This window comes from Nocardia sp. NPDC003482, from assembly GCF_053588115.1.
This window is the reverse complement of sequence record NZ_JBSFPI010000001.1, coordinates 338,915-357,324: the sequence shown is the minus strand read 5'-3', so window position 1 is coordinate 357,324 and position 18,410 is coordinate 338,915. Positions and strand designations below refer to the sequence as shown.

The following is an 18,410-nucleotide window of genomic DNA, read 5'->3' as shown; positions in this document are numbered from 1 at the left end:
CCTACGCACAGAACGGATTACACGTGCCCGAACAACCGCCTGTCACCGATCCCACCACACTGCATCCCATGCCCGGACAGCCGCGCGTGGTACTGCTGAAACCCCTGGTCACCTCGCCGCTCATCGAGGTCGGCGAATACTCCTACTACGACGACCCGGACGACCCCACCGCGTTCGAAACCCGCAACGTCCTGTACCACTACGGCCCGGAGAAGCTGATCATCGGCAGATTCTGCGCCCTGGCCACGGGCGTGCGGTTCATCATGAACGGCGCCAACCATCGCATGGACGGACCGTCGACCTTCCCGTTCTCCACCATGGGCGGCGCGTGGTCACAGCATGTCGATCTGCTCATGGAGCTGCCGAATCGCGGCGACACCGTGGTCGGCAACGACGTCTGGATCGGATACGGCGTCACGGTGATGCCCGGAGTACGGATCGGGCACGGCGCGATCGTCGCCGCCGGATCCGTGGTGACCTCCGATGTCCCGGCCTACGGCATCGTCGGCGGCAACCCGGCCGAGCTCATTCGCCACCGCTACAGCGCGGCCGATATCGATCGCCTGCTGGCGGTGTCCTGGTGGGACTGGCCGATCGAGCGCATCGACGCGCACGTCCGCACGATCATGTCCGGCACCATCGACGAATTGGAGAACGCGGCGCGTCGTGACGATGATCCGTTCACCCGAATCGGGTGATGCCCGGCCCGCGCCACCGGATCGACACTGTCACGAACCCCCCGCGTTTCGAGCGATCGGAGTGTGCGAGCTATGGCGTTGCCAGTGGATACCGAACTCGCCCAAGCGCTCGAGAAGTCCTACTGCCAGGCGGCCTGCCGCGGGCACGAGTTCCTGGAGCCGGTGCACCTGCTGGCGGTCCTGTACCAGTCCGACGGCGGCGTCCGCGCGCTGCTCACCGAATCGGGCGTGAACACGGCCGTGCTGTCCCAGCAACTGGAACTGGCCCTCGCCGACCTCCCCCGCCGCAAGCCCAACCCCACCCGGCGCATCCTCCCGAGCCACGACCTGCTCCAACTCCTCGCCGCCGCCGAAACCCACGCCGCCCGCTGCGAGGCCACGGCCACCGCACCGAAGTATGTGCTGTTGGCGGCGTTGAGCGAGTGGGGAGTCCCGCACGATGTGCTGGCCCGGGCGGGGGCCTCGCGGCCGTTCCTGGAACACGCGGTGCGGGCCTCGGACAACCTCCTCACTGCTCGTTTTCCGACGACTCCCGGCGTTTTCTCGAGGTGAATCCGCGCGCGGGGCAACGGGTTCGCTCGAGAACCTTCAAAGCCGCCGCCCGCTTATCCCTGTCATTCGAATGAACCGCCACAATTCCGGCATACAAACGGACCGGTCCGTCATGGTGTAGCCACCATCCCAGCCATCCTCCCGCCGGAAGCACCACGGCGAGAAGGCCGTTCACATCGGCCAGCAATCCGCTCATCCCCCGCAACCTCTCCTTCCCGCGGCGCCTCTCGGCCGCACCGCAATTCAAGAACGTCCTCGAATTCTGCGTCTACTCCCCCGGCCACTCCCGCGCCGCACGCGCGGTTCTCTCGAAAACGTGTGCCGCCGCCCGACCGGCCCTATAATTTCCGTTCGCGCGGAGTACCGGCGAGGACAATGGCGGCACGAGGAGGGTCAGATGGGGGAGAAACGTCGCGGGGGACGGCCGCTGCGAATCGATCCGAACGAATTTCCCGAAAGGCTCGGGTGGCCCACACGTGTGCTGTGCGCCGAGCTGAACAAACTCGTCCGACGAGCAGATCTCACCTACAAGGACATTGTCCGCGGTACTCCCGGTCTGGATCTCGACGAACGCCGATGCTCGCGCGAAATGGGGGAGAAACGCGGCGGTCCTTCGGAGGAATTCTTTCACGCCATTCTCACGACGGCCGCGGCGGCATTGGATACTCCCCTCGAACAACTCCGCGAGACCTATGCGCCGTTGTGGGAGAACGCGCGGAACTCCCTCGGTTCCCCCCGACCCGAGACGAATCCCCGGGTTCTCCCCGCCGAGGGCGTTCTCCCGCGCCCGCGTCCGGAGTACGGCCCGGGAGTACCGGCGGAGAACTCGGCGAAGGATCGGTTGATCTGGCTGCTCACCGGGTTGTCCGACGGGGAGGAGACAACCGTGGCCGAACAGCTGCCCGAGGTGTTCGGCGCCGACGAACGGGCGCTCGCGCTCGCCCTGACCGAAGCGGGCCGGCGCCTGCCGGGCGCGGTCGCGGCACTGCTCGATACGATCGGCGCCCGCGAGCGGGACAGACGGGCGGCGCTGATGAGAGCCATCACCGAACACGACGACGAGGTGGCCGAGAGGATCACCGCGGCCGCGGCCTTCGAGGCCGAACCGGCCTGCATCCTCGACGTCGCCCCGGAGAGCCTGTTCGGCCGCCGGATCGTCCGGATCGTGCAACGCGGCGACTGCGCGCGGGCGAGCCGCGAGGTCGCCGCGCAGCTGCGTGAACCGTTCGGCACGGACGGCAGCGTCCTGCGGGGAATGATCGACAGCGGTCCGGACGGAAGCGCATCGGCCATCCGGCTGCTGACGGAGATGGCGGAATTCCGGAACGAACAGATGATCGCGTGCGTGAGTCAATTTCTGCGAGTTCAGGAAAAGGAGAAATCGAGGCGACTCGAAGAGTTCGTCACGGCGCTGACGGCGGAATTGCGCGTCACGATTCTGCTGCTGTTGAGTCGGACGACCAGAATACCGAACACGCATGAACCCGGAATCGGATTCGCCGATCTCGCCAATTTCCTGCGGGCGCTGCACGCCACTCCCGTGAAACTGGCCTCCGTCCTCGTCGGGGACGACATCATCGCGAGCGAGGATCTGTCGGCCGGATTTCTGGTCGAGGCGATACCGGATTTCCCGGCGACGCTCACACAGATGACCTCCGCCGAACCCGGCCGGACCGCGAGGCTCCTGGTCCGCGCCCTCGTCGATTGGGAGGCCCGGGCGGGCGCGCCCGAACCCCCCGAACGGTACGAGCCCGTGCGAAACCTCGCCGACACGATGCTCACCATGTCCGACGGCGGTCGGCTCACCGGCGAGATCCTCACCCGGCATCCGCCGAGCGGAACCTTGGTCTTCCACGCGATGCAGCTACTCGACCACCCGCGATTCCCGCCGCTGCTCGACGCACTGACCCGGCACGTCACCGTGGAAGCGATCGCGGACGCGCTGATCTCGGTCGATTCGGGCCTCCGTCGTGGCCGGATCCTGCACGGGCTGCGGACGGCCGCGTCGGACAGCGGGGAGCGCCTCGCTCTCACGATCTCGGCGCGGACCCTTGTCCCGCCGGGCGGCTCGCCGACCGTGAGTTCGGCGCCCGGGCTGCCCTCGAACCACACGATTCGCCCGCCTTGGCTGGATTCGGAGGGCGGCACGGCATCGGAGCCACAGCCGGTCGTCGTGGCGCCCGCCGCAGCGGAGCGCCCAGGTGGTTTGCGAAAGCTGTTGCGCCGCAAGCCGGTACAGCAGACTGCGTCGTCATCGCACTCCGCCGCGCCCGCTCCGACTCCCCTGAAGCTGCCGGTCCTGCACGAGCGTCCGGCCCCGGACGCATGTCTCGACACGGACGAGCCGACGCTCCCCGTCTACACGCCGGGCCGCGCCGCCCCGGCCCACGGTAGGCCCGTCCACTCGGACACCCTCGACGCGGACGAGTTGGCCCACACCGAGCCGGTTCTCGACGCGCGGCCCACGTCCGTCGTCGTGAAGAGAACCGTTGTGCGGGCCGCGCCGCCCGAGGCCGCTCGGTCCACGGCGCTCCCCGATCCGCACACCGCGCCCCAGAAGCCGATTCCCCGCCCGCGGTTCCCCAGGGCCGACGCGGCCGGTCCCGGGAACGGGTGAGCGGACACATCGAACAACCCCGGCCCACAACGGGATTCGTGATCGCCTCGCCGGACTGAACCCGACGCCCCCGCGCCTCGTTCGATCTGTATGCGGATACGAACCTGCCTGCACGCCGGCCTCGCGGCCACCGGGATCGCCGTGGCGTCCGTCGCCGCCACGACCACCGCCTCCGCGACTCCCCCGCCCCCGGACACCGACCAGACCACCCCGCTCCCCCCGGGCGCGCTGGTCACCAGCTTCGTGAACAACCAGTTCACCTACTGCTCGATCATCTGCCCGCTGCTCGTCGACACCGGCGCGACGGCACTCACCACGATGCGGCAGGCGCCGGAGGTCTACCTCTCCGCGTCCCGGACGAACGACACGATGACCTCGATCGGCATCGCCGCCGCGTCGGTCACCGGCCCCACCGACGCCGCCGCCGAGCGGGCCATCCTCGCCGACGGCACGCTGGTGGCCCCGAGGGCGTTGAACGCCTTCGAGGTCGGCGTGGTCGGCCTGCTCGACGTGGGCACGGCCGCCGCGCACGGGCTGCCCACCGCCGGGCCCGTCGAGACCGCCCGCCAGGACACCTACGCCGCGCTCCACGCGCCGATCGTGCCCGATCCCCCGCCGCCGGCGACGCCGCACGGCGTCGAGCAGGTCACGGTGATCGAGGCGATCAATGTCGGTGCGGCCGTGGCCTTCCCGGCCTTCAACCACGTCCTGTCCGGCGCGTTCCAGGTCCCCGACGCCGCGGCCCGCGCCCTGGCGACCACCGGCGATCCGGACCGGGCGGCGGCCGCGGCCGCCGACACCGCCACGGGAGTACAGACCGCGGCCACCACGGTCGTCACCGACGCGATCACCGACGCGATGGACAGGATTCGAGCGGCCGAGGGATAGGACCGCGCGGCCGGGCAATCTCCGGGGAACTCGCTTCACGCCCGATGCATCACCGCAATATCTCCGAAACACCCCCTGCATACGGTGGGATCTTCCCGTCGTGGTCGATTCGAACGGTTGATGCTCATGGTGGCAGCGATGGTCCGGACGCATTGCCCCTACTGTTCGCTGCAGTGTGGAATCACGTTGTCGGCCAACGGTTCCGGTGTCACGCTCGCGCCGCGATCGGACTTCCCGACGAATCGGGGCGGGCTGTGCGCGAAGGGCTGGACGGCGGCGGAGTTGCTGAACCATCCCGAGCGCCTCACCGAGCCCCTGATCCGTGCCGACCGGCGTGGGCCGCTTCGGCCCGCGAGCTGGGACGAGGCGCTGGACCGGATCGCCCGGGAGTTCGAGTCGGCCCGTCGCGCCTACGGGAACGACAGCGTCGGATGTTTCGGCGGCGGCGGGCTGACCAACGAGAAGTCCTATCAGCTCGGCAAATTCGTGCGGGTGGCGCTGCGCAGTTCGGCGATCGACTACAACGGCCGGTTCTGCATGTCCGCCGCCGCGACCGCGGCGCAACGGGCGTTCGGCGTGGACCGCGGCCTCCCGTTCCCCCTCGCCGACCTCGCCGAGGCGGACGTGGTGCTGCTGGTCGGCGCCAATCCCGCCGACACCATGCCGCCCGCGGTGCGGTTCCTCGACGAATGCCGGTCGCGCGGCGGCCGGCTGATCGTCGTGGACCCGCGGCGCACGGCCACCGCCGCCCTCGCGGACCTGCATCTGCAACCCGTCCCCGGCACGGACCTGGCGATCGCGAACGGCATGCTGCACCTCGCGGTCCGGGAGGGCCTGATCGACGACGCCTATATCGCCGCGCGCACCACGGGTTTCGCCGCCGTGCGCCGGGGGGTGCGACTGTACTGGCCCGACCGCGTGGAGCGGATCACGGGCGTGGCCGAGGCGGATCTGGTCGCGGCGGCGCGCATGCTCGGCACGGCGAAACGCGCGATCGTCCTCACCGCCCGCGGCGCCGAACAGCACAGCACGGGCACCGACACGGTGTCGGCGTTCATCAATCTCGCTCTGGCACTGGGGCTTCCGGGCCGCGAATACAGCGGGTTCGCCTCGATCACCGGCCAGGGCAACGGTCAGGGCGGCCGCGAGCACGGCCAGAAGGCCGATCAGCTCCCCGGCTATCGGCGGCTGGACGATCCGGCCGCCCGCGAGCACATCGCCGGGGTGTGGGGCGTCCCGGCGGCGTCGCTGCCGGGCCCCGGCCGCTCTGCCTACGAGATGCTCGACGCCCTGGGCACTTCCGGCGGCGTCCGGGCACTGTGGGTGCTGGCGTCCAATATCGCCGTCTCCGCCCCGAACGCCGGACACATCCGAAAACGACTGCGGGCCTTGGACTTTCTCGTCGTCTCCGACATCTTCCGTTCGGAGACGGCCGAACTCGCCGACGTCGTCCTGCCCACGACCCAGTGGGCGGAGGAATCCGGCACGCTGACCAACCTCGAGGGCCGGGTGATCCTGCGCGACCGCGCGATCCCCCCGCCGCCGGGCGTGCGCACCGACCTCGAGGTCCTGCGCGCCCTCGCGGAACGCCTGGGCCACAACGACTTCCAAGACGATCCGGAACAGGTCTTCGCCGAACTCCGCCGCGCCAGCACCGGCGGCAAGGCCGACTACACCGGAATCACCTACGAGCGGATCACCGCCGAGCGGGGCGTCTTCTGGCCCTGCCCCTCGCCCCGGCACCCGGGCACCCCGCGCCTGTTCACCGTGGATTTCCCGACCCCCGACCGGCGGGCGCGCTTCCACGCCGTCGAACACCGCGGCAGCGCCGAGACCCCCGACGACGACTACCCGTACTACCTCACCACCGGCAGGCTGGCGGGCCACTACCAGTCCGGCACCCAGACCCGCCGCGTGCGCGGGCTCCGGGAGGCCGAACCGGTCGCCACCGCCCAGCTGCACGGTTCGCTGGCGCTGCGCCTCGGCGTGCGCGACGGCGACCTGGTGCGCCTGCGCACCCCTCGGGGCGCGGCGGTCCTGACCGCGCGCACCACGCCCGACGTGCGCGCCGACACCGTGTTCGTCCCGTTCCACTGGGGCGGCGCGGCGTCGGCGAACCTGCTGACCAATCCCGCTCTCGACCCGCATTCGCGCATGCCCGAGTTCAAGGTGTGCGCGGTGGCGGTCGACAAGTACGTCCCGGCCCACGATTGCGACGACGAAGGCGAGCAGCATGATGAATGACGGCAGCACCCCACGATTCCTGCAAGGCGTATTCGATTTCCGCGGAAAGGGTTTCGCCGATCCGATCACCCTCGACGACGCGCTGCGCTACGTCGTGCCGCCCGGGGCGACGGTGCAGCCGGTGTATTTCCGCGGCGGCAATTCCACCGACGAGATGATCACCGTCGGGCTCTACCGCGACGGCGCGCTGATGCGGTACTTCCCGATCGCGGCGAAGGGCTCGCTGCACGTCTCGCTGCGGGTGGTCGAGGAGCTGCTCGGCGACACGGTGCTGGAGTTGCGGCTGCTCGCGCCCCTCGACGCGGCGGGCACGGTGGTCATCGACCTGGGCATGATCGAGATCTGACGGGAAAGGACGACGACATGGACGCGACGAACAAGCCGCGACTGGTGGTCATCGGAAACGGCATGGCCGGAGCCCGCGCCGTCGAGGAGATCCTCGCCCGCGGCGGCGGCGACCTGTTCGACATCACCGTCTTCGGCGACGAACCGTACGGCAACTACAATCGGATCCTGCTGTCGAATGTGCTTGCGGGAGTGGACGATACGGCCGAGATCTATCTCAATCCGCTGGACTGGTACGCCGAGAACGACATCGATCTGCGCGCCGGGGTCCGGGTGGTGCGGCTGGATCGGTTCGCGCGCATCGTGCACGCCGACGACGGCACGGCGCTGCGCTACGACCGGCTGATCATCGCGACCGGCAGCCGCTCGTTCTTCCCGCCGATCGAGGGGATGTGGGCCGACGACAAGACGTTGCTGCGCGGCATCTTCGGTTTCCGCTCGCTCGACGACTGCCTGTCGATGATCGACGAATCCGCCGACCGCACCCACGCGGTGGTGATCGGCGGCGGCCTGCTCGGGCTGGAGGCAGCGCGCGGACTCCAGCAGCGCGGGCTCACCGTGGACGTCGTGCATTCGCCGACGACCCTGATGAACGCGCAGCTCGACGATCCGGCCGGGGCGATCCTGCGCCGCTCGGTGGAGGAGCTGGGCATCACCGTGCACACCGGCACCTCGACGCGCGGGGTGCGCGGCGAGAACGGCAGCGTGACCGGGGTGGTGTTCGCCGACGGCACCGGTGTCGACTGCGACATGCTCGTGGTCGCCGCGGGCATTCGGCCGAACGTCGGGCTCGCGCGCGGCGCGGGACTGACCGTGGGGCGCGCGATCGTGGTCGACGACCACATGCGCAGCGTCGACGACGATCGCGTCTACGCCGTCGGCGAGTGCGCCGAGCACCGGGGCCGGGTGTACGGGCTGGTCGCCCCGCTGTGGGAGCAGGCCGTGGTGCTCGCCGACCACATCACCGGCGCGAATCCCGCTGCGCGATACCACGGTTCGCGCACGGCGACGAAGCTGAAGGTGGCCGGGGTGGACGTCGCCTCGATGGGGCTGAAGGCGCCCGAGCGTGAGGACGACGAGTTCGTGCAGTTCAGCGAGCCGCGACTGGGGGTCTACAAGACGATCGTCATCCGCGACGACAAACTGGTCGGGGCCACGCTGCTCGGCGACGTGCGCAAGGTCGCCTTCCTCATGCAGGCCTTCGACCGCGGGCTGCCGTTGCCGCCGGAACGGGTGTCGTTGCTGTTCGACCTGGGCACCCCGCCGGTCGAGGTCGGCGCGGCCGAGTTGTCCGACGACGCGCAGGTCTGCAACTGCAACGGCGTCAGCAAGGCGACGCTGGTGGACTGCGTGCGGGGCGGGGAGCAGTCGGTGGCCGGGGTCATGGCGGCCACCCGCGCCGGGAAGGGCTGCGGCTCGTGCAAGACGCTGGTGACGCAGATCGTGGAGTGGGCGGCCGGCGGCGCCGTCGCGGAGGATCCGTCCGCCTCGTGGTACGTGCCGGGGATTCCGTACCCGAAACCGGAGCTGATGCGGTTGATCCGGGAGCTCCGATTGCATTCGGTGTCTTCGGTTTTCGCGGCGCTCGCGCCGGACGGGCGGGAGGACGCGAACTCGAAGATGGGGTTGGCGTCGCTGCTGCACATGATGTGGGGCGCGGAGTTCGTCGACGAGCCGGACGCCCGGTTCATCAACGACCGCGTGCACGCGAACATCCAACGGGACGGGACGTTCTCGGTGGTGCCGCAGATCCAGGGCGGGGTCACCACCGCCGACCAGCTGCGCCGGATCGCCGATGTGGCGGACAAGTACGGCGTGCCGATGATCAAGCTCACCGGCGGGCAGCGCATCGATCTGCTGGGCGTCCGCAAGGAGGACCTGCCCGCGGTGTGGGCCGATCTCGGGATGCCCTCCGGGCACGCCTACGGGAAGAGCTTCCGTACCGTGAAAACCTGTGTGGGAAGCGACTTCTGCCGCTACGGCCTCGGCGACTCGACCGCGCTCGGCATCGCGATGGAACAGCGTTTCCAGGGCATCCCCGGCCCCGCCAAGATGAAACTGGCCGTGACCGGCTGCCCCCGCAACTGCGCCGAGGCGCTGTGCAAGGACCTGGGCGTCGTCGCCATCGACGGCGGCCGGTGGGAGATCTACGTCGGCGGCGCGGCGGGCGCCCACATCCGCAAGGGCGACCTGCTCGCCACCGTCGACACCCCCGACGAGGTGCTCACCCTGGCCGGGCGGTTCCTCCAGTACTACCGCGAGAACGCCAACTGGCTCGAACGCACCTACGCCTGGGTCCCGCGGATCGGCATCGACACCATCCGCGCCGTCGTCGTCGACGACCGCGACGGCCTGGCCGCCGAACTCGACGCCGCCATGAGCGAATCCGTTGCGGCATATCATGATCCGTGGTCCACCCCGGAGCAGACCAGCCCCGACCGCTACCGCCCCGCCCTTCCCCTCATCCCCCTCCCCCGGGTACCGGCCCGATGACCGGCCACATCATCGGCACCCTCGCCGACATCCCCCTCGGCGAAGGCCGCACCTTCGTCGTCGACAACCGCCAGATAGCCGTCTACCACCTCCGCGACGGCACCCTCCGAGCCCTCGACGCCGTCTGCCCGCACCGCGGCGGGCCCCTCGCCGACGGCCTGATCGACAGCGCCACGGTCGTCTGCCCCCTCCACGGCCGCACCTACGACCTCGCGACCGGCGCCGAATCCACCGGCGGGGCACCGGTCCGTTCCCACACGGCCACAGTGGATTCGGACGGTGCGGTTCGGGTGGTCCTCGGATAACACTGTGCGCCACGGCTTCTCCGGACCGCCGCCCGCGCGGTCGAGGACGCGGGCGGAACCGTGGCGGCCGATATCATCAAGTACTCCTTAAGAAGTCGGGTCGGCGATCACCGGATGAGCTCCAAGCCGGTTACCCTTCACGCGGTTCCGACTGGAACCACATGATCCGCTCCCCGGCTGTGCGGGGAAAACTGAGGAGCAAACGCATGAACATCAAAGCGATCGCTGCCACGGCCGCGACGACCGTCGGGATCGGTGTGAGCGGCGTGCTGGCGGCCGCCCCCGCGTACGCGGGCACCTGGTACACGGCGGATTTCAGCACCTACGCGGCGTGCGACGCGGCCGGAGAGTACAAGATCGAGCATCGCCAGGCGGTGCAATACTACTGCGACAATGTCAGCGACCCGTGGGAGCCGCAGTTGTGGCGGCTGCACTTCCTGACGCCGTAGTCGCGGTTCAACGTCGCGAGGGTGAGGCCGAATCACCAAGTGCCCCAAGGGTTTCGATCGCGGCCGGGTCCTGTCTCGTAGTGACAGCGACGATCAGCGGACGAACACGACCTTGGTGGTCATGGTCGGCCAGATGTCGGCGGCCTCGCCCCACGCGACTGTCCGGTCGACCACCGGGGCGAGGGTGTGCCCGGCGGCGAGGATGTCGAGGACCGCGGGGATGTCGGCCCGGGCGTCGGCGCGCGCGGTGACCAAACGCACTCCGCGGGAATACATTTCGAACATCGGCACGTCCACCGTCGCGCCGAAGTAGATGCCGGTGTCGGTGCAGGTGCCGCCGGGCCAGGTGGCGCGCAGGGCGGCGGCCAGCAGGGCCGGGTCGGCGGAGGTGTTCGCGGTGAGGGGGTAGGGGTCCCAGGCGCTGTCGGGTGCGGGGCGGTCGTGCGGGATCGCGCCGAGCTTCTCGGCGGCGGCCAGGCGGTGGGCGTCGGTGTCGACGTAGTCGATCCGCGCGCCGTAGGCGACACCAAAGGCCGCGGCGTACAGGCCGATCGACAGTCCGCCGACCACCAGCATCCGCCGATCGGCGGGATCGGCCGCGTCGAGCTGATCTCGGTAGGGGCCCACGGTGCGCCAGCCGTCGGGGATGTTGTCCGACAGCGACGCCACCGCGACCGGATCCACCTCGGGCAGCACCGGGACCAGCATGGCGTCCGCGTACGGGACCAGGACGGCGTCGGCGAGGAATCCGCCCCCGTCCAATCCGGCGATCGAACCCAGCCCGTACATCGCGCGGCCCGGCACCGATTCGCACGATCCGGTCCGGCCGCGCCGACACGTCCGGCAGGCGCCGCAATTGATCTGGAACGGCACGACGACGCGATCGCCCACCGCCACCGAGGTCACCTCGTCGCCGATCGCGATCACCTCGCCGATGCCCTCGTGTCCGACCGCGTATCCGGGCGGCAGCGGCGCGCGGCCCTGGGCGACCGCCACATCGAGGTCGCAGCAGGCCACCGCGATCGGCCGTACCAGCGCCTGCCCCGGTCCCGGCGGCTCGGGGTCGGGAATCTCCTGCCATCGGCATCGGCCCGGTTCGGTGAACATCAGCTGCTTCATCGCGCAACCCTTTCTTGAAAGACCACTCAAGTATTCTTGAACGATCTCTCAAGTAAAGTCAACAGGGTGACCCGCAGAGATCAGAGCCGCACCGCACTCGTCGACAGCGCCGCGACGCTGTTCCGCAGACAGGGGTACGCCGCCACCGGCGTCAACCAGATCCTCGAGGTCGCCGAGGTCAAACCCGGCTCGCTCTATCACCACTTCCCCGGGGGCAAACAGGAATTGGCGGCGGCGGTGGTCGAATCCGCGGGTGCCGCCATCGCCCGTCAGCTCCGCCACGCCCTGCGTTCGGACCTCCCCGTCGCCGATGTCACCGACGGGTGGATCGACGGTCTCGCCGCCGCCCTGGGGGCCGACGAACGCGACGGTTGTCCGATCGCTCCGGCGGCCACCGAATCGGTGCACTCCAGTCCCGCCGTCCGGGCCGCCTCGGCGCGCGCGTTCCAGGATTGGTGCGACGCCCTCGCCGAGCGGTTGCGAGCCGACGGCCGGTCCGCCGAGGACGCCGAGTCGATCGCGACGGCGGTCGTCTCGCAGATCGAGGGCGCGCTGCTGTTGTCGCGGGTCGCGGGTGACGTGGTCGCGCTGACGGCCGCCAAGGCGGCGATTCGCCGACTGGTGAGCTGAAATACCCTGTCGCTCAGGGCTTTTCGACGGAGCGTCGGTTCCGCTCACCGGCGCGGCCGAGGCGGATCGCCGAGACGAGGAAGAAGATGCCGCCGAGGACCGCGTAACCGGCCACGCTGGACAGCGTCGGGTCCGCCGCCGAGGCGCTGACGACAAAGTTGGCTCCGGCCAGCACCGAGATGCCGCCGCTGAGGATCATCGGCCACTGACCGCCCATCGCGCGCCTGCCTAGCGCGACGATCAGCTGGACCAGCCCGGCCGCGATCGCCCAGGCGCCCCACACCCGCAATACCGCCGGAATGCCGGACGCGGCGGCGATCCCGATACCGAGCGCGGCGAGCAGGCTGATCGCCATGTTCACGTACAGGCCGGTGACCGATCCGCCGCTCTTGGCCGAGCGAGCGTCCACGAGGGCCGATCCCACGTCGAACAGCGGATACAGGACGAGCAGGACGCCGCCGATCACCCCAAGGCCCGACCCGGCCGTAAGGAACATCAGGGCCGCCCACACGATGGCGAACGCGAACCGCACGAGGTACAACCGGCGCAGCGCCGGGGCGAACCCGGCTACGGCGGGCGAGTCGACAGTAGTCACTTTGATCCCTTCATCGTCCGGGCGTTTTCCCGGAAGAACGAACGTTCTATCTCGGATCAGCATGACCAGGGTGCCGCGGGAAGTCAAGACCGAACGTTCTACCCCCTGGGCGGCCGATGTGGCGGTAGCGAGCGACCGACGGCCGCTACTTCGAGGCGGATTCGATGCGATGCTGGAGGATCCCGTCGACGCCGCGTAGGAATGTGTCGCAGACATCGGCCGGGTCGGCGAGGCAACCGGAGACCATCGCGCCGTCCCGCAGCATCACGAAATGCCGGCCCGCGAGTTCCGGCGGCGTGTCGCCGACCTGCGCGAGCAGGTCCGTGACGGTGTTCAGGAACCACTCGCGGTGCGCGAGGACGGCCTGATGCACGGGATGCGCGGGATCGGGATACTCCGCGACGGCATTGAGGAACGCGCAGCCGCGGAAATCGGCCGAGCGGATGCCCTGGGCGATCGACCCGGCGATGGCTCGCAGTTTGTCGGCGGCCGAGAGGTCGTCGGCGAGGATCGTGCCGATCCCCTCGCACTCCATCTCGTGCACACTCTGCAAATACGCGACGACGAGGTCCTCTTTGCCGGGGAAGTGCCGGTACAGGGTGGCGCGGGTGACCTTCGCCTCCGCGACGATCCGATCGATCCCGACGGAATGCAGACCCTCCGCGTAGAAAATCCGGGTGGCCGTTCCGAGCAGCCGCGACCGCGCCTCGGACACCTGACCTCGAGCGTTGCGCACCATCCGCTCGAAGGTAGCAGATAGAACGATCGGTACCGTCGAGCACCCCGGCCGTTAGGTGCGGGCGAACAGCGCGGCCACGCTGTTCGGCGCCTGCGGGCCGAAGAAGGTCGCGAGGTTGTGCGCCGACTGGGCGGCGATCTGGTGGCTGCGGGGGAAGAGTCGCTTCTCGTATGCGGCGAGCGCGGTCTCGGCGTCGGGGTGCTCGGCCAGTTCGCGGGCCAGGTCGGCGCCGTCGTACATGGCGAGGTTGGCGCCTTCACCGGCGAAGGGCGACATCAGGTGCGCGGCGTCGCCGACGAGCGTCACGCCCGGCACCCGGTCCCAGGCGAGGCCGACCGGGAGCGCGTGGATCGGCCGGAGCCACGGCCGCGCGTCGCTGGCCGTCACGAACGTGGTGAGCAGCGGTGACCAGCCGTCGAACTCGTCGGCGAGGCGACGCAGACCGGCGGCCGGGTCATCGAAGTCGATCGACCGCATCCATTCCTCGGGCTTGTTCAACGCCACGTAACCGCGCACACCGCCGTCCGCGTAGCGATGGACGATGATGCCCCGACCCGGCGCGACCGCCATGAGCGTGCCGCTGCCGATCATCGCCACACTCGCCGGGTGATCCCGACGGCTTGAGGCGAGGGCGATCTCGACGAAGCAGGTGCCGCTGTAGCGCGGCTCGGCCCGGGTGAGCAGCGGCCGGACCTTCGACCAAGCGCCGTCCGCGCCGACGACGATATCGGCGCGAACGGTGGAACCCGCCGCGAAGACGAGGTCGAAGCCCGTCGGGTGGCGCCGCAGCGCGGTCACCTTGTGGCCCCACCGGATGGTCCCGGGGGCGAGCGAGTCGATGAGCAAGCGCCGGAGTTCGCCGCGGTCCACCTCGGGGCGAGACGAACGGGAGTCCGTGGGCCGGTCGAGCAGGATCGTGCCGAGGCGGTCGACCACGCGCTTGGCGTCCTCACCCGGCCGGACCAGAACCCGGAACTCGTCATACAAGCCCGCGGCGCGCAGCGCGACCTGCCCGGTCTCCTCATGGATGTCGAGCAGACCGCCCTGCCCTCGCGCCGACGCCGACGCCTCACCCTCGTAGACCGTAACGGCGACGCCGTGGGCTTGAAGCACCCGGGCAAGCGTCAGCCCACCCAGTCCCGCTCCGACAATGGTGACGGTCTTCCGCATGATGCGCTCCTCGGTTGCGTTCGACACCGGGAGCGGGCGGGACGCCCGACCTCGGCACGGAGACGCTCACCGATCGGAACCGTCCTGCATCGATGTGTGCGCGATATCCGGCGAGCAAGTCCGCGGGACATCGTTTTTCGCGACACCACGAATCTAACCCGGGTTCGGGTGCTGAGCAATTCCTCGGGTTCGGGCGGTCCAGGAGCGGGCAACGATACCATGGCGTTTCGCGCCGAAAACCCTTGTGGCTCAACCACTGTCGCGATCGCCTCGTACGCCGAGGTGATGCCGCAGACGGTGCACTTGCCCGGCAGCGTATTGCTCGGGTTCGACAAGCACTGCGCTGAGACCGCCGGGCTCCGACGGCAGTAGAAAATCGCCGCGGTCGATGTCCGCGTCGGTAGGGACTGTCAACTCCAGGCCATAGCAACGCCCGCTCTTCTCGTCGCGCAGTACCAGTTCCGCGCGATTACCCTGCTGCCACGAGAGCGACATCGGGCGCAGGCTTTCGGCGATTGCCGCCCGGCGTGCGACCGCTTTGGCCAAGACCGCGAAACACCGAGAGATCCCGGCCTCCGATGGTGGAGTTCTCACTTCGATATCCCAATAGCGGCCCCGCCCTTCGGTATACGGGTGATAGAACCGGGGGAACTGCTGGTTCTCGTACACCGTCGCGCCCCGTCGACCGTCGTCATCGACCAGCGACACCAGCAATCCCCGGTACCGCACCCGGTGGGCCACCCAATCGAAATCCATTGGCGCCGAGAGTGTCTGATCCCGCGAGTCGAGGAAGAAGGTGAAGAACCACGACCGCGCCGACGGCGCTCCGGCCGCGCGGGGATCCTCCAACAGGTAGCACGGGGTCATCCCCGGCAGAAGAACGTTGCGCCACGCCGTCGCCTCTTGGTAATCGACGCTTGGCTCCGCCGCCCCGTCGACGGCCACCACCGGAGTCACCATGTGCACCGGACCGGACCGATCGAACGTGCCGTCGTTCTCGGCGCGCTGGCGGCCCATCTCCGCGATCAGACCCGAACTCGGCCGTACGCAGGAACGTGCACGGATAGTCGTTGCCGCAGGTCGGCCATCGGCGTGCGCGAAACCGAAGCCGTCGGCGGACGTACGCCACCCACTCAACCGTGCCGTTACGGCGTGACGCAGTTCGTCGAGGTCGTAGCCGGACTCTGGTGTCATGGCGCTATTTCGCCAATTGTTCGTTGCCGCAGAAGGATTACCCCTCGCGCGGTCGGCGGTCAGTCGGCGAGGATTCGCTCCACTCCCTCTCGATAGGTGGTGACCTGGAAGGCGGGGAAGCGGGCCGCGAACTTCGAGCTGTCGAAGATGTTGTCGGCGCGGTAGCGGTCGATCAGTTCGTACATTTCGCCGAGCGGCTTGACGACGTGGCGGGCGAGGCGGAAGGCGAGCATCGGCAGTACCGTGTAGCCGATCTTGCGGCCGGTGACCTCGCTGGCTAATTCGATGAGCTGGGCGTAGGTTCGCCGGTTCGGGTCGATCGGGAGGTGCCAGGTCTGGCCGTAGGCATCGGGGTGTTGCCGAGCAGGGCCAGCGCCCGGCCCGCGTCGGGGGTCCAGATCAGGGAGCGTGCGGTGTGGGCGTCGACCGGGACGAACGGCCGCTTCCCGGCCCTGATGCGGTCGAACACCAGCGAATTCGTGTAGCTCTTGGTCGAGCCGGGCCCGTAGAACTCGGGGGCGCGGCCGATGAGGCCCTGAACCCGACCGGCCCGTATCGCCTCGAGCAACATGGTGGCGAGTTGGCCACGGACACGTCCCTTGGGGCCGCCCGGTGCGAATGCCGTCGATTCGGTCTGGGGTGCCGACGTTCCGGGATACATGTAGGTGTTGTCGAAGAAGACGAGCTTCGTCCCGTGTTCGGCGCAGGCGTCGATGACATTGCGCATGATGACGGGGAACTGACGCTCCCACAGCTCCGAGTCCAGGGGCAGGCCGACGGTGAGGTAGGCGATCTCGCTGCCCGCGACGGCGCGGCGGGTGGCCTCGGTGTCGGTGAGATCCGCGGGCACGAGTTCGTCGGTGTCGTCGACCCGCGACGGCTTGCGGCTGACGAGGCGAATTTCCTTGGTGTAGGTGCGGTGAAGTTCGTGCACGAGTTCGTCGGCGATCGGTCCGCCTGCGCCGAGGACGGTCTGCATGGGGTCTCCTCGAGGTGGTGGGGTGTCGACACCGGGGCCCGGGTGGCGGAACCGGACGTCATGTTTACAGTGCTAACACAGCATAGGAGGGCTATGTAAGCAATGTCAACATCGGGATATCCCGCGTTTCCGGGGTGAACCAGGTGACCGCGGCACTGAGGAGCATCAAAACCAGCACATAGGCGGCGAAGAGGTGGGCGTGGCCGGTGCTGGTGAGCCAGGTCTGGAGGTAGGGCGCGGTGCCGCCGAAGGCCGCGGTGGCCACGGCGGCACCGAGACCGCTTCCGGTGGCACGGATTCCGGCGGGGAACAGTTCCGCGTACACCGCGGGAATGACGGCGGCGAAGGCCGCGAGGAAGACCATGGCGAGCAGTAGAGCGAGGGCCAACTCCCAGGGGCCGCGGTCGAGCAGCGCGGTGGCGGGATAGACGACGACGGCGGTGCCGAGGCTGAAGACCAGCAGGACGGGGCGTCGCCCGATGCGGTCGGAGACGATGCCGTAAGCGGGCAGTAGGGCGATCATGAAGACGGACGCGAGCACGCTGATCCACAGCACCTCGGCGGCCGGAATCCGGTGGGCGGCAACGACATGCGCCGGTGTCCCGATCACCCACAGGTAGAACGCGACGGTGCCGCCGATGGTCAGGCCGAAGGAGCGGGCGCACGCGGCCCGGTGGGTCCACAGCTCCCGCCACAGCGGCGAGCGCGTGCCGGGCGCGAAGGCGGTGCTCTCCGGCAGGCGCACGCGCATTGCCAGCGTGTAGAGACCGACGACGCCACCGAGCACGAACGGCACCCGCCACCCCCAGGCGCTCATCTCCGCCTTGCTCAACGCCCCACTCAGCACCGCGCCCAGCACGGTGGCGACGACGATGCCGCCGGTGCCCGAGACATAGATGAAACAGGCCCAGCGCCCCCGGCGGCCGGGCGGCGCCGATTCCGCGAGATACGTTTGCACAGCGGGCATTTCGCCGCCGTGGCCGAGCCCCTGGGCGAGACGGGCCAGCACGAGCAACAGCGGCGCGCCGAGGCCGATGGCCGCGTGCGTGGGTGTGACGCCGATCAGCAGACTGCCTCCCGCGGCCAACGCGATGGCGGCGATGAGCGCGACTCGGCGGCCGCGACGGTCGGCGTACCAGCCGAACAGCAGGCTGCCGATGGGCCGCACGACGAATCCGATCGCGAAGACGATCAGCGCGGACAGCAGGGCGAGCATCCCGCTCTTGCCGGGGAAGAACGCGTGCGCGAAGAACGGTGAGAAGGTGCCGAAGATGGCCCAGTCGTACCACTCCAGGGCGTTTCCCGCGCCGGTCGACAGCAACGTCCGCCAGGGGCGGGGCGCGGCGGAAGCGCTTGTGGGAGAGGCATTCTCGGTGGATGCGGTGGTGGACAT

18 protein-coding genes are annotated in these 18,410 nt (G+C 69.4%); 10 read left to right on the top strand and 8 right to left on the bottom strand.

Features of this window, described 5'->3' with window-relative positions; genetic code table 11:
* The first annotated feature begins 68 nt into the window (after positions 1-68).
* The 9 genes from ACWDSJ_RS01685 (at position 69) to ACWDSJ_RS01645 (ending at position 10,591) form a co-directional block, all read left to right on the top strand.
* Positions 69-698 carry a CatB-related O-acetyltransferase gene (locus tag ACWDSJ_RS01685; RefSeq protein ID WP_450028749.1) on the top strand — a complete coding sequence of 210 codons (630 nt, stop codon included), beginning with the start codon at positions 69-71 and terminating at the stop codon, positions 696-698.
* Between the two features lie 72 nt (positions 699-770).
* The gene (locus ACWDSJ_RS01680; RefSeq protein ID WP_450028748.1) at positions 771-1,250 is read left to right on the top strand and encodes a Clp protease N-terminal domain-containing protein; all 480 of its coding nucleotides are present in this window, start codon (positions 771-773) and stop codon (positions 1,248-1,250) included.
* 316 nt (positions 1,251-1,566) lie between these two features.
* Entirely contained in the window at positions 1,567-3,867 is a 2,301-nt protein-coding gene (locus tag ACWDSJ_RS01675; RefSeq protein WP_450028747.1) for a hypothetical protein, read from the top strand.
* 90 nt (positions 3,868-3,957) lie between these two features.
* Positions 3,958-4,755, top strand: coding sequence for a hypothetical protein (locus ACWDSJ_RS01670; RefSeq protein WP_450028746.1), 798 nt, complete (start codon positions 3,958-3,960; stop codon positions 4,753-4,755).
* A 120-nt stretch (positions 4,756-4,875) separates the two neighbouring features.
* The gene (locus ACWDSJ_RS01665) at positions 4,876-6,999 is read left to right on the top strand and encodes a molybdopterin oxidoreductase family protein (protein WP_450028745.1); all 2,124 of its coding nucleotides are present in this window, start codon (positions 4,876-4,878) and stop codon (positions 6,997-6,999) included.
* Entirely contained in the window at positions 6,992-7,345 is a 354-nt protein-coding gene (locus ACWDSJ_RS01660; protein ID WP_387357960.1) for a molybdopterin oxidoreductase, read from the top strand. Before ACWDSJ_RS01665 ends, ACWDSJ_RS01660 begins: the two co-directional genes overlap by 8 nt.
* A 17-nt stretch (positions 7,346-7,362) precedes the next feature.
* Entirely contained in the window at positions 7,363-9,837 is a 2,475-nt protein-coding gene (gene nirB, locus ACWDSJ_RS01655; RefSeq protein WP_450028744.1) for a nitrite reductase large subunit NirB, read from the top strand.
* Positions 9,834-10,142: a Rieske (2Fe-2S) protein gene (locus ACWDSJ_RS01650; RefSeq protein ID WP_450028743.1), complete on the top strand. Its 309-nt coding sequence runs from the start codon at positions 9,834-9,836 to the stop codon at positions 10,140-10,142. Before nirB ends, ACWDSJ_RS01650 begins: the two co-directional genes overlap by 4 nt.
* Before the next feature lie 206 nt (positions 10,143-10,348).
* The gene (locus ACWDSJ_RS01645) at positions 10,349-10,591 is read left to right on the top strand and encodes a hypothetical protein (RefSeq protein ID WP_387357555.1); all 243 of its coding nucleotides are present in this window, start codon (positions 10,349-10,351) and stop codon (positions 10,589-10,591) included.
* 93 nt (positions 10,592-10,684) lie between these two features.
* On the opposite strand, the gene ACWDSJ_RS01640 is transcribed toward ACWDSJ_RS01645, so the two are convergent.
* Entirely contained in the window at positions 10,685-11,710 is a 1,026-nt protein-coding gene (locus ACWDSJ_RS01640) for a zinc-dependent alcohol dehydrogenase (protein ID WP_450028742.1), read from the bottom strand.
* Positions 11,711-11,776: 66 nt separating this feature from the next.
* On the opposite strand from ACWDSJ_RS01640, the gene ACWDSJ_RS01635 reads away from it, so the two are divergent.
* Entirely contained in the window at positions 11,777-12,340 is a 564-nt protein-coding gene (locus tag ACWDSJ_RS01635; protein ID WP_450028741.1) for a TetR/AcrR family transcriptional regulator, read from the top strand.
* A 13-nt stretch (positions 12,341-12,353) separates the two neighbouring features.
* On the opposite strand, the gene ACWDSJ_RS01630 is transcribed toward ACWDSJ_RS01635, so the two are convergent.
* The 7 genes from ACWDSJ_RS01630 to ACWDSJ_RS01600 form a co-directional block, all read right to left on the bottom strand.
* On the bottom strand, positions 12,354-12,998 hold the full coding sequence (locus ACWDSJ_RS01630) for a hypothetical protein (protein WP_450028740.1): 645 nt from the start codon (positions 12,996-12,998) through the stop codon (positions 12,354-12,356).
* Between the two features lie 82 nt (positions 12,999-13,080).
* Complete coding sequence (locus ACWDSJ_RS01625) at positions 13,081-13,674, bottom strand: TetR/AcrR family transcriptional regulator (RefSeq protein WP_450028739.1); 594 nt, start codon at positions 13,672-13,674, stop codon at positions 13,081-13,083.
* Between the two features lie 51 nt (positions 13,675-13,725).
* Complete coding sequence (locus ACWDSJ_RS01620) at positions 13,726-14,844, bottom strand: FAD-dependent oxidoreductase (RefSeq protein ID WP_450028738.1); 1,119 nt, start codon at positions 14,842-14,844, stop codon at positions 13,726-13,728.
* Positions 14,845-15,093: 249 nt separating this feature from the next.
* A complete protein-coding gene (locus tag ACWDSJ_RS01615; protein ID WP_450028737.1) occupies positions 15,094-16,038 on the bottom strand; it encodes a hypothetical protein in 945 nt (314 codons plus the stop codon).
* Between the two features lie 59 nt (positions 16,039-16,097).
* Positions 16,098-16,271 (bottom strand): hypothetical protein, encoded by a 174-nt coding sequence (locus tag ACWDSJ_RS01610; protein WP_450028736.1) that lies wholly within the window; start codon positions 16,269-16,271, stop codon positions 16,098-16,100.
* Between the two features lie 44 nt (positions 16,272-16,315).
* A complete protein-coding gene (locus ACWDSJ_RS01605) occupies positions 16,316-17,017 on the bottom strand; it encodes an NAD-dependent epimerase/dehydratase family protein (RefSeq protein ID WP_450028735.1) in 702 nt (233 codons plus the stop codon).
* Between the two features lie 91 nt (positions 17,018-17,108).
* Entirely contained in the window at positions 17,109-18,410 is a 1,302-nt protein-coding gene (locus ACWDSJ_RS01600; RefSeq protein ID WP_450028734.1) for an MFS transporter, read from the bottom strand.

Bases quoted from the DNA above. Each gene is read 5' to 3' on its own strand.
- ACWDSJ_RS01685 (WP_450028749.1), top strand. From the start codon at position 69: ATGCCCGGACAGCCGCGCGTGGTACTGCTGAAACCCCTGGTCACCTCG.
- ACWDSJ_RS01680 (WP_450028748.1), top strand. From the start codon at position 771: ATGGCGTTGCCAGTGGATACCGAACTCGCCCAAGCGCTCGAGAAGTCC.
- ACWDSJ_RS01670 (WP_450028746.1), top strand. From the start codon at position 3,958: ATGCGGATACGAACCTGCCTGCACGCCGGCCTCGCGGCCACCGGGATC.
- ACWDSJ_RS01665 (WP_450028745.1), top strand. From the start codon at position 4,876: ATGCTCATGGTGGCAGCGATGGTCCGGACGCATTGCCCCTACTGTTCG.
- ACWDSJ_RS01660 (WP_387357960.1), top strand. From the start codon at position 6,992: ATGAATGACGGCAGCACCCCACGATTCCTGCAAGGCGTATTCGATTTC.
- nirB (WP_450028744.1), top strand. From the start codon at position 7,363: ATGGACGCGACGAACAAGCCGCGACTGGTGGTCATCGGAAACGGCATG.
- ACWDSJ_RS01650 (WP_450028743.1), top strand. From the start codon at position 9,834: ATGACCGGCCACATCATCGGCACCCTCGCCGACATCCCCCTCGGCGAA.
- ACWDSJ_RS01645 (WP_387357555.1), top strand. From the start codon at position 10,349: ATGAACATCAAAGCGATCGCTGCCACGGCCGCGACGACCGTCGGGATC.
- ACWDSJ_RS01640 (WP_450028742.1), bottom strand. From the start codon at position 11,710: ATGAAGCAGCTGATGTTCACCGAACCGGGCCGATGCCGATGGCAGGAG.
- ACWDSJ_RS01630 (WP_450028740.1), bottom strand. From the start codon at position 12,998: ATGCTGATCCGAGATAGAACGTTCGTTCTTCCGGGAAAACGCCCGGAC.
- ACWDSJ_RS01625 (WP_450028739.1), bottom strand. From the start codon at position 13,674: ATGGTGCGCAACGCTCGAGGTCAGGTGTCCGAGGCGCGGTCGCGGCTG.
- ACWDSJ_RS01620 (WP_450028738.1), bottom strand. From the start codon at position 14,844: ATGCGGAAGACCGTCACCATTGTCGGAGCGGGACTGGGTGGGCTGACG.
- ACWDSJ_RS01615 (WP_450028737.1), bottom strand. From the start codon at position 16,038: ATGACACCAGAGTCCGGCTACGACCTCGACGAACTGCGTCACGCCGTA.
- ACWDSJ_RS01610 (WP_450028736.1), bottom strand. From the start codon at position 16,271: ATGCTCGCCTTCCGCCTCGCCCGCCACGTCGTCAAGCCGCTCGGCGAA.
- ACWDSJ_RS01605 (WP_450028735.1), bottom strand. From the start codon at position 17,017: ATGCAGACCGTCCTCGGCGCAGGCGGACCGATCGCCGACGAACTCGTG.
- ACWDSJ_RS01600 (WP_450028734.1), bottom strand. From the start codon at position 18,410: ATGTCCACCACCGCATCCACCGAGAATGCCTCTCCCACAAGCGCTTCC.